Below are 12629 nucleotides of genomic sequence, written 5' to 3'. Positions count from 1 at the left end.
TTTTAATAATAGTACCACAATTGGTAAAGTTTTATTGCACTAAACTGCCCGTTAGTTGAACAGGAACGTGTATGTTTACCACACAGATAGACTTGTTCTAAAATCATTTTCGTCGGTAATATACTCAACGTTCTCATATCCTTTTCTGACTCCATTCAGATATAAATCATTAATTATTTTTTCGTCCTTACAATAAATTGTGACGTACAAGGAGTCAACCAACAACAGAACCAACTGGCACTGACTATTTAAGAATTCCTCATATGTGAGAACATCTTTAATGATTTCACCTTTTAAATATGCCTTGAAATTCGCGAAAATTATATAATAAACTCTTGATTTCAAAGTTTCACTGAGGTCTTGCCCCTTCATTCCATATATCTCTCCATGGAACATGGGTTCAATTTTACCCTCCCCAGTATCCTGATATGCTTCCTCTCCACCAATATACCAATCAAATTGACTGATATTGAAAGGTTCCAGTACCTCGCCAAGATGGCTACCCCATTCATTCGGTATCTCAAATTGGACTCCTCTGTTCATTTGCTCGCTTCCTCCCATCAATTCAAACGGGCTGCGTTCTCAGCCGTTTAAATATCGTACCCGTTAGGGTAATGAGAATCGAAATTTATTGGTATAGCATTTCCCGCCCGCAGTTGAAGCTTTAGATGGCATCACGGAAGGGGAATGGCTTTGAAGAAAGGGGAAAACCTGAGGTTTAATAAAGGGTTTCACATATTAGTCATGACTAATATGTGAAACCCTTTATGTTCAACTATCGTGTCCCGTTAGCCTAATCTGAGGGATCTGTTTTCTTTTAATAATATTGATGTTATCATCCATTTGCCATTAGAATTTAACAGCAAGTTAATATTGTTAGTTTCGTTAATTTCATTAGCTGTAATGCGCTCTTTTTCCGATACAATCTGTGAAGCTCAGTTGTTCTGCCTTACTATAGTTTTGTCACTCCGTTCGGAAGTTCGGAAGCCGGCGGCCAGACGATCGCTCCGCTGCGGTTCATGTACCCTCTGATTTCCTCGCGCGAATTCGGAACGAGCAAGCTGATCACCGCCAATTCTCCGTTAAAAGCGTCAGCCCAATAGAATTGCGACTTGATCACAAAGCGGCCGGATGTATTGATATAACCGTAACTCTGCCCCTTGCTGGCCGGAGCCAGGCCGCCCTTGAACAAGCCTCCGGCTGTAAAGCCCTGAATGACTTTGGTTCCCTTCTTGTTGATGTAGAAGCTGACTCCATTACGCTCGACAAAAGCCAGTCCTTCCGAGAACGGCTGCGCCATGCTGAACTGCGGTTTTATCAGGTAATTGCCGTTTTTGTCGATGTACCCGTATTTTCCGTTCACGTAAACTACTGCCGCCCCGTTTGAAAACGGTGTGGCGTAATCATACCGGGGCGTAACGCGGAGCTTGCCGGTGGTGTCGATATAGCCGTATTTGCCGCCGTACGCAAGCACTACGGTCGCCATACCTTCGGAGAAATCGGACGTCGAGCTATACCGGTACGGAATGACCAGCTCGCCCTTCGTGTTGATGTACCCCGATGCTTTGCCCACATTGACCCGAGCCAGACCTTCGGAGAAATTAAACGCCCGGGCGTAGATGGGCTGTATGCTCACCTTGCCATGGCTGTCTATATATCCGTACCGTGTCGCCGTAGCTCCGTCAGCGTTCTGAACCTGCGTCGTATACAGCGCACGGTCATTATAAAGAATGCCGGCATCTCTCAACTTGTATTCGAACAGCTCGCTGCCCGCCGAGCTGAAATAATATTGCTTTTTAGCCGCATAGTCCTCGACATACACCGTCCCTCCGGATACTCCTGAATACCCGTATCCGTCGTACACCGCCTCGATGACCTCCTTGCCTTTGCCGTTGATGAAACCGTATTTTCCATTAACTTCAATCGGATACAGTTGATCGCCTGTCTGCGCCTGCATAGCGGTCGCACTGGCAGCCAGCGATTGCTCCGCCACGTTTGTACTGAATACCATCGTCGTAAATATAAGGGTAAGAGCCATCTTTTTAAGCACCTGTTGTCCACGCTCCTCAGAGACTATTTTCCAATCGTTAGTATAGACGACACTTGTACCGGTCTTGTTGCGCGTGATTGGGAATAAATCACAAAAAGCCTTCGCTTAATCCCACATTTCGCCCGCCCACATACTGCCGATCAGAAAAATACTGTTTCGTTCCGAGTCTTACGGACACTGGAGCTGCTATTTGGTAAAATATGATTATTCCCTACTTATCGGCCCCAGTTCTTTTAGCAGTATTTTATGTCTTCATCGAATTGCCTATTTTTCATCGCCATAATCTATTCACCAAGCTTTCGGTGATGGTAAATCAATTAAATTTATTATAGAAAAGATTTTCGCTTAATACCCACTAACATTCTTATCAATCTTAGTTTTCTGCACTATCCTGCCCGTTAACTTAATAAAAACAAGGAACACTGCCGAGGCAAACCGTTCCTTGTTTCGTTCAACTATAGTCTCCCAATGCTTAAATATGGTGCTATCTGATGAATACGCCTTCTAAGAAACACTAACATTTCTTTTACTTAATTTCTTAAATACCGAATATTCCTTATTGGACTTAATAAAACTCAATATCTTTTCGGCACATTCTATTGGATTCATCTCTTCAGTATTTACTTCAAGGTCATATTCATCAATGCAATATACTGTGCTGAACTGTGAAGCTGCTAATCCAATTTTTCTATCTCCTCTTGCTTGCTCTCTTCTTATGAGTTCTTCTTTCGAGCATATTACACCTATAAATAACGTAGGCTGATCGAAAAATTGATCAAGAAACTCATTAAACCTCTTGTCATTGTCGATTACGGTATCTACTATTACATTAAAACCCAATTCTGATAACAATTTAATTGTCGAATGGTACACTGAGAATATGGAATCATCAAGTATTTGTGAGACAACTTGATGATCTATTTCTCTTGGAGGTTCATCTGGAAATTTATTATTAATAAAATCATTGTAATTATTAAAAAAATCATCAATTGATAAATGATAAAAAGGAATCTCTTTCTGATTTATCAGTTCAGTCGATATGGAGGTCTTTCCAGAACTTGAAGTTCCATTTAGATAAACTAATATCCCTTGTTTCAATTTAATCATCCCTTCAAAAACGTATTTTACAGATAACGTTATAATCACAAAGTTCATAAAATTATCCAACTCATAAAATATTCGAGAAACGATTGAACTATCCTGCCCGTTAGTTGAACAAAGGGCTACCTCTCGGCAGCCCTCTCATTATTGAACTATAGTTTCCCGTTAGGTTAACCGCTTTTTGCTTACTATTGGGAACAACCCTAGATTTTATTTGAACAAGATTGAGGTATCACGAGAATCAAAAAAGTACAAACGGACGTTGATGCCATAGGAATCATAAAAATAAAAAACAAATAAATTCCAGCTATCTTTTCCACTACATCACGCTCCCTCTACCATACCCCAATAATGGATTGGACAATTCTTATGGCCTCCAATAAGTAGGATTTCGTCTTATTTAAATATACCATATATTGGAACCACCCTGCCCGTTCAATGAAAAAAGCAGGATACCGTAGCTCCTGCTCATCAATGTGTATTATTGAACTATCGTGTCTCGTTAGTTGAACGAAATGCACTGTTTGGTCACTATAAAGTCAGTTATTGGAGGCATAAACATAATGAAACTCTTTGAGGTTGCCTGTTATCTTGTCGTATAGAAATATTAAGCAAAAAGAATGGCTGTCGAGCCTTTCTCGACAGCCTGACAAGGAACCAAATGCGGTTCCTTGTTTTATTTATATTCCATAACCCAGTACTTCTCTTCTCCCAGACGGCCTTCCTCATCAACCTTCTTCCATCCGTTGCGTTCATAAAAGGTCAATGCCTTATGATTTTTAGATACGCATTTTAATCGCATCGGTTTATTCATTTTAACGTCAGCTGCTTGCAGCAAACGACTGCCGACTCCTTTCCCTGAGCAATCAGGGTGAACAAAAAGATTATGAATGAAGTTATCCGGCAAATACAAGGAGGTAAAGCCCATAAGGATACCGGCCTCTTCTACTACGATGATGAATTCGTCCTCCGTATGCTTGTCGAAATCCTCCAAGGTCATTTCAATAATATTGTCCCATACGAAGGTATTGTGCCGTGATTCGAGATACAGCTTTCTTAGTTCAGGGTAATCCCCTTCATGAGCCTCTCTAATATTCAATTGCTCACTCCCTCTGCACTGAAATTTTGATGTGATGTATGCCCCTTTTTCAAATATTCACCATTAATACCCAACTATTCTGCACGTTAACTAAACAGGCTGCCGATCGTGCTGGAAGCCTAATGATGTACTATACTATCGTTCCCCGTTAGCTTAATCAAGGATATAAACATACTTGGATGAAACACTCTGTTTCATCCCTTAAATCGGGTGGGATTATAATAGTGAAATGAACATAAAGTGTGGGATTCATCTAATGATTTTACTTATAGGTGAGATCCACCGCTTGCATCGAGCAATTGACCAGTTACCCAACGGCTGTCCGACGAAGCGAGAAAGGTAACAATATCCGCTACATCCTCAGGTTCTCCCCACCTGTTGAAGGTTGAAAGACCGGCCGCATATTTTTGTCCATGGGGATCTTGCAACGTCCCGGCATTCATCTCTGTGTTAATAATGCCGGGCTGGATGGCGTTTACCGTAATATTGCGGTTACCCAGTTGTTTGGCCAGAAGATGCGTAAATGTATCGATGGCCCCTTTCGACATGCTGTAGGTGAACACACTTGGAGAGGCTACGCGCGTCACAAAGGATGAAATATTAATAATGCGCCCCCCGTCTTTTAGACGCGGTAAAGCTTGCTGGGTAACAAAAAGCGGTGCTTTTACGTTAATCTTCATCACCTCGTCAAAAGATTCTTCAGTTGTCTCTTCTAGGCTAACTATTTGACCGATTCCAGCATTGTTGACAAGAATATCGAATCCGCTACCGCCCGTACGTTTCCGAATGTCATCATCCAGTACCGAAAATAAATCATGAATGCCATCGAGAGTGCTCAGGTCAGCACCAATTGCGCACGCGTTACCTCCGCTTTGCTTGATCTGGTGAACGACTGCCTCCGCTTCATTTCGTCTTTTTCCATAGTGCACGACGACAAATGCGCCCTCTTGTGCCAGACGCAATGCGATGCTGCGGCCAATTCCTCGGCTCGCTCCAGTTATTAAAGCGATTTTACCTTCCAACTTACTCATGCTTTCATCTCCTTGTCCGAATTCAGATATAGTTATATCACAGGATAACATTTGAAATGTTGCTCTCTCATTCGGTTACAAGGGGATGTCTTTTGGTAGGTTCTCCGTGCTTATTAAACTATACTGCCCTTTAGTTGAATAGCGGCAGATTTCTAAAAGGGATCTGCCGCTATTATATGCTAAAAAAATCGTCGATACATTTCTCTCCTGCGTTCGCCACGAAGTTGTGCGTATATTTGCGTGGTTGAGGCTTTCTCATGACCCAACATACCTTGGATGAAATCCAAGGGAGCACCGTTATCAAGGAGTTGGCAAGCATAGGTATGTCGAAAGCGATGCGGATAAACATTCGTTTCAATCTCTCCTCGATCTGCAAGTCGTTTTAATGCCCACCTTATTGTAGGAATAGCCATGCGTTTAGTTGGGTTGGTATCCATTACGAATAAGGCTTTACAGGTATCTCCAAGACTGGTCAGGTACTTCCTTAACCATACTTTGCACTCTGTCGTAAAGTACACTTCTCTCTGCTTGGAGCCCTTACCGTTTGGGAGCAGCTGCCCATAGCGGTCTGCTCTATGGTTGTTTGAACTATCGAGTCTCGTTAGCGCAACGACTTACTCTGTTGAATTTCGTGTTCCTCAACATAAAGCGGCATCAGAGAAGGCGGATCGTACCTTATCGCGGCCTTTAAACGACAAAATGGTGCCGATAGCCATAGCCCCATAGCCGCAACGAAATAATGAGCCTAATCCGACAGTGCCCGCATGATGTTGGATTTCGCCTCTGCCGCAATCGCTTCATTCCCGTCATCGACCGCTTGCATTAAGATCAGTATGGGGATGTATACCGCGATCAGCCGCGCCAGCAGCTTCGTTTCCTCGTCCGCTCCTCCGTACGTTTCGAAAAACACGCCACGAGCGTAAGGTGGTAAAAAGCTATAAGCAACGCTCAAATCGCAAGCCGGATGGCCTACGCTCAGATCGCCCCAATCAATGATGCCGGAAACGATCCCGTTCTCATTCACAAGCATATTTTTGAAATGAAGATCGCCATGTAGCAGTGCATTCACCGACTCGACACGGTCCTTTTGCAGCCTGCTAATATACGCTTCGATCACACCGGACTCCTCCGGCGACAAGTGTTCAACCACCTTCGATAGAAAGCCCTCCAATTTCACTTTGCGCGATGCTATGTCCGTCAAGTTTCGATGATCTTGCTGAACTCCGCACTTCAGCGCCGCCTGCACCGGAAACTCATGCAATCTCCGCAAAAATTTCGCCAGCGTCTCTGCCGATAAAGCCCGGCGTTCTTCCGTCAAACCGATTGGGAAATCTCCTGGCACGTAGGCATAGCCAAGAAATGGTGCCGGGTATTCGTCACTTGCTTCGCCATAAAACAACGGTTTCGGATAGGGGATGGTCATATATGCCTCCAGCTTCGGCAGCAGCTTCCCTTCCATATGAATCGAGCCAACTGCAATCGTTCTTCTTGGAAACCGGAACACGTACTCGTCACCGATGAGAAAAACCGTATTGTCCCAGCCCCAGCCCAATCGCTTCACTTTCTTCGATGACAGCTGAGGGAATTGTCTGCCGATCAGCGTCCGCGCCTGCTCTTCGTTAACCTCCCACTCCGCATCCCATACATTCGTTCCTCCCATGAAATGTCTGCCTCCTCGTTCCTTACGTTATTTAGATGTTTACATTCCCTGGTAGTTACGCATAACTGCCCGTTAGTTGATTGCATATCAGTATTATTCTACATATTACCAGTCGAAATCATTATGCAAAATGTACTCTTCTGGTTCCAATTCTATTGCAAAACTTTCGCAGATTATATCTTGTTCTGCATATTCATTACCATTGTCTATACCCAAATAGATATGTAGGAGTTCTTTAGTTCTTTATGTTTTTGTGCTCGTTCGGGAACTCTTTGTAGGATACTTGAAGTTTTGATAACTGCGGAGCGGTAAAATTCACTCCATTCATCAAATTCCATCCAATATGGTAGTTTCGCATATACCACACCTGAAAATTTTAGCCTTGCTTCCCTTACTTTATAAGTAAAGCTATGCTCACTTCTGTCTACTCGCTCAATTACCTTAAGAAAGTAAAACTCAACGGTCTTGTTTTGTTGGTCAATAACGAATTTCTTTATGACTGAATCATACAGTTGTAAATCATCATTACCTTTGTAATCTTCAGTGTTCATATTTTCTCCTTATTTATCCATTTGAAGATCATGCCCTAATTTTTGGAAATCTAGTGCCACTTTTATTTACAGATTACTGCCTGTTAGTTGAACAAAGGGCTACCTCTCGGCAGCCCTCTCATATATTGAACTATAGTGTCCCGTTAGCCTAACAACCATCGATCCACATGTTCCTTTGTTATTCATTTCATTTTTCTTTTATAGTAGACTCTTGACCATAAGAAAATTGTATTACCTATCAACAAAATAGTGAATTCCCAGTCCGTTTTACCTTTAGAGAAAAAGTTGACTAATGACCAAACCAACAACGCTAAAGTAAAAAATATATAAGCATTTTTAGCTGATTTATCATTTTGAAATTGTTCCATTTCATCGGCTCTTTGCAGTTTCATTTCGAGTCCTCCTTGTAAGTAAATAACTGGTCAACTGTAATTTTAAGTTGATTAGATAATTTAAATGCCAAAGTTAATGTGGGGTCATATTTATCGTTTTCTATAGCATTAATTGTTTGTCTTGTAACTCCACATCTAATGGCAAGATCTTCTTGAGACAGCTTCATCTTTTTTCTAATATCTCTAATTTTATTTTTCAAGGTATCACCATTCCCGGGATGTAAAAAACTTTTTACATTTTCAATGTACAATACATATAATGTAATGTCAAATTGTTTTTACATTTTTAATTAGAACCTATTGCATCTAACCTGCCCGTTAGTTGAACAAAGGGCTACCTCTCGGCAGCCCTCTCATTATTGAACTATAGTTCTCCGTTAGTTTAACCAAATTTCGGATTCACCAAGTCTCTAACATCGAATGCCGAAAGAGACTTTAAACCAATTTTTTTAAGATAAGATAAACGCAGTTCTAGATCATTAATCAATTCGCAATAATTATCTAACACTTGCTTGTCGAGACAATTTCGTAATTTCTGGAGAAACAATAGTGATTCTGAAATCGGCATTCTCAACACATCTGAAAGGGAATTCCCCATAACCAAGCGTTCCTGCTCCAACAAGCATTCGGTACAATTTGGGCACTTATCATGTCTGGAGAATAATTTTATCGCCCAAAGGTTTCCTTTACTAGTTGTTCCTGCATCACGCATATATTTCAAATCGAAAACGCATCCACGATAATAGTTTCTAAGTTCCTTTTTCTTGTGAACGTATGTTACAGGTTCCTTATCATATCCATAAAGTAAAATATCAGTAAATCGCTTATCCTGCTCAGCAAGTGGCCGTTCAAAGTTAATTCCGATCATTTTAGCCAATTCTCTGATCTTTACAACAGGTCCGCAGTTAGTACCCGCCCATAAAAGCACAGCTCCTTTTTTAAGCGAGAGTTCAGTTGCGACCATACGACTTGGATCTATATCACCAATGACAGTGCCTATGCCATTACATGTAGGGCATGTTGGAGTGCTTTCTAGTAAAGACCAAGTGCCGTCTTTCTCCTTGGCCTCCCCAATATTCGCATACAATGCCGAAAGATGTTCTAACACTCCAGTAATTGTACTAACAAGGGATCCTCTTTTGGCGTTAAACTTTTTATGGGAAAGAACAAATTCCAATTAAAAAACCCCCTTTGGCTGTTTGCTCGATACCCTTTAATCATACTAATTACTTGTTTCTGTGTAAATATTTCCCTTAAAACTTTCCTACCCAATAGCTTAATGAGGCCGCCGTTCTTGCCGGCAGCCTCGTCTTATTTGCTGGCCTAAACTAACGTCTCCCGTTAGTTCTAAACGGATTGTTTGGATAGATCATGGTCTCGATATATGGTAAAAACCCGATTTACATGAAATTTGTTCTTAGTCTAATTGCTTTTAGTTTTGGAATTTCACTATTAATGAAATTTTCTAGATCTATTGATAGTTTATGAATTCCGCGAAATATGAATTTACCTTTTGATTTAGTATAATTGCAGAGAATTAATCTTGTATTAAACAACCCAGTTTTTAAGTCCATTTCATCAATTTCAATTTCTGCAATTATAAAATCATTTGATATTCTGGGTTCACCAATAATTCTCAAAATATTGCCTCCTTATTATTATTGACTTAAAAATCCGCCAAATAACTATGCTCTCCTGCCCGTTTACTTCAACGAGCAACGGCAACCGATCGTGTGGCCGGCTACCGTCATGTCTGGTGCTATCGTGTCCCGTTAGTGTAACTTCACCTAGCTGAGTTACCTTTTCGATTACGACTATCCTATGTCTTTTTGTCAACAATGACCACAATGGCTTGAAGTCAAGAGTGGGGCAACCTGTTCCGCTTCCGGCCATAAACACAAGTGTCTTTCCTCCATTCCCTTCCAAAAAAAATGCATTTCAAGGCCATTGACGTTGACAAGTTTTCCTGGCGCAGAATGTATTAATTCCTTTTTCATCCCTTATCATATTACATATTATGTATTATTTGTAATTACTTCCTTATCAAAAATATGGGAATGCTTTTTTGAAGAATGTATAAAATTATTAAACTTTTAGGAAAAAAGGTGAATAAGAATAACGCTTATTTTGTATAATTTTGATAAATAACCTGTGATGACATTGCAGTTAATTCACAGATTGTGTACCCTTTGGTGATTAAATCGTGAATTATATACATACCAATGAAATATCCGCTTAAAGGATATTCGGTAGCATCATCACCACTCCACATAAAAAACTGACTCATTTTCTCTGCGGTCAAGGGTGTCCCAAATTCGTTTACAACCGCCTTTTCTAACGAATTTTTATTATTCATGAGTTTCATTGTTTTATTTATTGGCAATCCCATTACTTCCGCCACTATCTCAATAGTTAAGTCAAAATCACAACTGCCATATTTGAAAGCGACAGGACAATAAGTGCCCAAACCTTCCGATATTACCCGTTCGGTGAAGTCAAACATATCTATGTTTTGTAAAATAGCACCGCGCACCATATGATTTAGTTCATGCGGAATTAATGACTCGACGTTTGATTCACTTATATTTCTGTCAATTCCAATGTAAGCATAGGGGTTTCCGTGATTAACCGGAAGCGCAACGCCTCCGTGCATACCTAGGTCAAGCCCAATGTATAAATCAAAATCGCCATGATAATTCAACAATTTAATGGTTTTATTCACTGTCTTGACAATCTTATCAACAATACCGTTATTTATATTTTCTTTCGCTTTCGCAAGACAAGAATTAAAGTCACACTGTTCTATCATTGATTGCAAATTGCTAATATCAGTCATATAAAAATACTTAAAAATACCGTCATATAAATCTGGATATTTTTCAGTATAACACTTATAAGCGTTAAATTTGTCCTGAATTTTTGACATGTCACACATCTCATTGTAGTTGTCAATCATTTTTATTATTCTCATCTAAACAACTCCCAAAATATAATTTTAAAATTTCCGAATAGACAGCATCGTAGTCATTTCATTCCTCCAAAGATTGGATATTTCACATTAAATATTCGTGGGAAAGTAATCCATTCCTTTTTTTGGAATTGTGATAAACTGCCCTTTAGTTGAATAGCGGCAGAATTCTAAAAGGGATCTGCCGCTATTATATGCTAAAAAAATCGTCAATACATTTCTCTTCTGCGTTCGCCACGAAGTTGTGCGTATATTTGCGTGGTTGAGGCTTTCTCATGACCCAACATACCTTGGATGAAATCCAAGGGAACACCGTTATCAAGGAGTTGGCAAGCATAGGTATGTCGAAAGCGATGCGGATAAACATTCGTTTCAATCTCTCCTCGATCTGCAAGCCGTTTTAATGCCCACCTTATTGTAGGAATAGCCATGCGTTTAGTTGGGTTGGTATCCGTTACGAATAAGGCTTTACAGGTATCTCCACGACTGGTCAGGCACTTCCTTAACCATACTTTGCACTCTGTCGTAAAGTACACTTCTCTCTGCTTGGAGCCCTTACCGTTTACGACTATAGAGCAGTTTTCCCAGTTGAGATCCTCGATGTTTATCCTCTCTACTTCCCCGACTCGACAGCCAGTACAATAGAGAAGCTCAAGCAGCGCTCTTTCTCTTAATGTTTGGCCACGAGATCTTAAGATGAATAACATCTTCCTCGACTAAAAACTTAGGAATTCGCTTGTCCAATTTGGGTTCTCTTAGTTTTAAAGAAGGATTTGAAGTCAGGTAAGTCTCTTCATACGCATAGCGAAACAGGGATCGGACGAAACGAATTCGATGCCCTAGGCTGCTTGGCTTCAAACGTTCTGCTTGTTTCGCCAAATATTGCTTCAGCATTGACAATGTAATCTCCGCTATCTCGGGATCACCTAGTTCCGTCATTAGCATTTTGTTTTGGAGGATGTAGGCGCTCAATGTTCTCGGACTATATCCTTGAATTCGTTTATCAGCCTCATATAGATGCCACAACTCACTTAACTTCATAATAAAACCTCCCCTTAGAAGCTATTACAACTAGGTTTGCTTCTAAAGGGAGGTTTTAATCTTCTAACCTGCTTGAGCTAGCGTTCCTCGTTAGCTTAACGGCATGACGCACGGGTCCGACGGACTTCGCCATTGTAGAATTGTCTGACTGATAGCTCTTCCTAGAGATGCTTCGGACAGAATCAAGGAGTGAATGCGACTCAGTATACGGTGTTACAGGATGTCAACGCCTTCTTAGAGTTACTACTATATAAATCACAATAATAAAGTATCGATAATTTGATGAAATTTCATTCTATCCTCGTCTAATTCAGATATTCCATATCCTTTCATAAATTCAACTATTTCTTCTTTCCTATCTGTATAATAAGTAAGACTTTTTACAAGATAATAAATATCATAGTATGGATCTGATATCCCTGAAGCTCCTAAATCAATAAATGCTTCAATACATCCATTATTTATCATAACGTTTCCAGAACCATAATCACCATGAGTAAAAACTAGTTCCTCTGTCGACGCTTTATTCATTTCCAAAAAATCAATTAGTTGCTCAATAGTATGGTTGGGAAATGAGTTATTAATAGCCTCTATGACTTCATGTTTTCTCTCATTAATATTGTTTTTGACCATATCAATCAGTTTTTCTGGCAAAAAATCATTGAAAAAGCAATTATCAATGGGAACATTGTGTATTGTTCTTAAACCTTCTCCTAAAATATAGCCTAGACTTTTA

General features: G+C 40.4%; 15 protein-coding genes and 1 pseudogene. All 16 read right to left on the bottom strand.

Annotated features, from left to right (window positions below; genetic code table 11):
* Positions 1-75 precede the first annotated feature (75 nt).
* Positions 76-543: a DUF2691 family protein gene (locus tag ACQKMP_RS14130; RefSeq protein ID WP_427469578.1), complete on the bottom strand. Its 468-nt coding sequence runs from the start codon at positions 541-543 to the stop codon at positions 76-78.
* Between the two features lie 409 nt (positions 544-952).
* Entirely contained in the window at positions 953-2050 is a 1098-nt protein-coding gene (locus ACQKMP_RS14125; RefSeq protein ID WP_042189172.1) for a WG repeat-containing protein, read from the bottom strand.
* A gap of 504 nt (positions 2051-2554) precedes the next feature.
* Positions 2555-3148 carry a chloramphenicol phosphotransferase CPT family protein gene (locus ACQKMP_RS14120; RefSeq protein ID WP_042194099.1) on the bottom strand — a complete coding sequence of 198 codons (594 nt, stop codon included), beginning with the start codon at positions 3146-3148 and terminating at the stop codon, positions 2555-2557.
* A gap of 679 nt (positions 3149-3827) precedes the next feature.
* Positions 3828-4250: a GNAT family N-acetyltransferase gene (locus ACQKMP_RS14115; RefSeq protein WP_042189175.1), complete on the bottom strand. Its 423-nt coding sequence runs from the start codon at positions 4248-4250 to the stop codon at positions 3828-3830.
* A gap of 266 nt (positions 4251-4516) precedes the next feature.
* Positions 4517-5281 (bottom strand): SDR family oxidoreductase, encoded by a 765-nt coding sequence (locus tag ACQKMP_RS14110; RefSeq protein ID WP_042189178.1) that lies wholly within the window; start codon positions 5279-5281, stop codon positions 4517-4519.
* Positions 5282-5460: 179 nt separating this feature from the next.
* Positions 5461-5799: a tyrosine-type recombinase/integrase gene (locus ACQKMP_RS14105; RefSeq protein ID WP_231573289.1), complete on the bottom strand. Its 339-nt coding sequence runs from the start codon at positions 5797-5799 to the stop codon at positions 5461-5463.
* A gap of 227 nt (positions 5800-6026) precedes the next feature.
* A complete protein-coding gene (locus ACQKMP_RS14100) occupies positions 6027-6941 on the bottom strand; it encodes a phosphotransferase (RefSeq protein WP_427469577.1) in 915 nt (304 codons plus the stop codon).
* 206 nt (positions 6942-7147) lie between these two features.
* Positions 7148-7492, bottom strand: coding sequence for a hypothetical protein (locus ACQKMP_RS14095; protein ID WP_339241923.1), 345 nt, complete (start codon positions 7490-7492; stop codon positions 7148-7150).
* Positions 7493-7674: 182 nt separating this feature from the next.
* Positions 7675-7884: a hypothetical protein gene (locus ACQKMP_RS14090; protein WP_197071218.1), complete on the bottom strand. Its 210-nt coding sequence runs from the start codon at positions 7882-7884 to the stop codon at positions 7675-7677.
* On the bottom strand, positions 7881-8084 hold the full coding sequence (locus ACQKMP_RS14085; RefSeq protein WP_042189185.1) for a helix-turn-helix transcriptional regulator: 204 nt from the start codon (positions 8082-8084) through the stop codon (positions 7881-7883). The genes ACQKMP_RS14090 and ACQKMP_RS14085 overlap by 4 nt, the downstream gene beginning before the upstream one ends.
* Positions 8085-8266: 182 nt before the next feature.
* Positions 8267-9061: a hypothetical protein gene (locus ACQKMP_RS14080; RefSeq protein WP_339241925.1), complete on the bottom strand. Its 795-nt coding sequence runs from the start codon at positions 9059-9061 to the stop codon at positions 8267-8269.
* A gap of 223 nt (positions 9062-9284) precedes the next feature.
* Positions 9285-9524 (bottom strand): hypothetical protein, encoded by a 240-nt coding sequence (locus tag ACQKMP_RS14075; protein ID WP_339241927.1) that lies wholly within the window; start codon positions 9522-9524, stop codon positions 9285-9287.
* Positions 9525-10006: 482 nt separating this feature from the next.
* A complete protein-coding gene (locus ACQKMP_RS14070; protein WP_042189196.1) occupies positions 10007-10855 on the bottom strand; it encodes a DUF2268 domain-containing putative Zn-dependent protease in 849 nt (282 codons plus the stop codon).
* A gap of 206 nt (positions 10856-11061) precedes the next feature.
* Positions 11062-11559 (bottom strand): tyrosine-type recombinase/integrase, encoded by a 498-nt coding sequence (locus tag ACQKMP_RS14065; protein ID WP_427469576.1) that lies wholly within the window; start codon positions 11557-11559, stop codon positions 11062-11064.
* Positions 11504-11893 carry a site-specific integrase gene (locus tag ACQKMP_RS14060; RefSeq protein ID WP_231573291.1) on the bottom strand — a complete coding sequence of 130 codons (390 nt, stop codon included), beginning with the start codon at positions 11891-11893 and terminating at the stop codon, positions 11504-11506. Before ACQKMP_RS14060 ends, ACQKMP_RS14065 begins: the two co-directional genes overlap by 56 nt.
* 255 nt (positions 11894-12148) lie before the next feature.
* Positions 12149-12628, bottom strand: a pseudogene (locus ACQKMP_RS14055) (phosphotransferase); the annotation flags it as partial.
* Position 12629: the final 1 nt, after the last annotated feature.

The organism is Paenibacillus sp. NPDC101420, assembly GCF_050277435.1.
GTDB lineage: Bacteria > Bacillota > Bacilli > Paenibacillales > Paenibacillaceae > Paenibacillus_AQ.
Note: the sequence above shows the minus strand (reverse complement) of the source record. Positions and strands in the feature narration are given on the sequence as shown.

Bases quoted from the DNA above. Each gene is read 5' to 3' on its own strand.
- ACQKMP_RS14130 (WP_427469578.1), bottom strand. From the start codon at position 543: ATGAACAGAGGAGTCCAATTTGAGATACCGAATGAATGGGGTAGCCAT.
- ACQKMP_RS14110 (WP_042189178.1), bottom strand. From the start codon at position 5,281: ATGAGTAAGTTGGAAGGTAAAATCGCTTTAATAACTGGAGCGAGCCGA.
- ACQKMP_RS14100 (WP_427469577.1), bottom strand. From the start codon at position 6,941: ATGGGAGGAACGAATGTATGGGATGCGGAGTGGGAGGTTAACGAAGAG.
- ACQKMP_RS14095 (WP_339241923.1), bottom strand. From the start codon at position 7,492: ATGAACACTGAAGATTACAAAGGTAATGATGATTTACAACTGTATGAT.
- ACQKMP_RS14090 (WP_197071218.1), bottom strand. From the start codon at position 7,884: ATGAAACTGCAAAGAGCCGATGAAATGGAACAATTTCAAAATGATAAA.
- ACQKMP_RS14070 (WP_042189196.1), bottom strand. From the start codon at position 10,855: ATGAGAATAATAAAAATGATTGACAACTACAATGAGATGTGTGACATG.
- ACQKMP_RS14065 (WP_427469576.1), bottom strand. From the start codon at position 11,559: ATGTTATTCATCTTAAGATCTCGTGGCCAAACATTAAGAGAAAGAGCG.
- ACQKMP_RS14060 (WP_231573291.1), bottom strand. From the start codon at position 11,893: ATGAAGTTAAGTGAGTTGTGGCATCTATATGAGGCTGATAAACGAATT.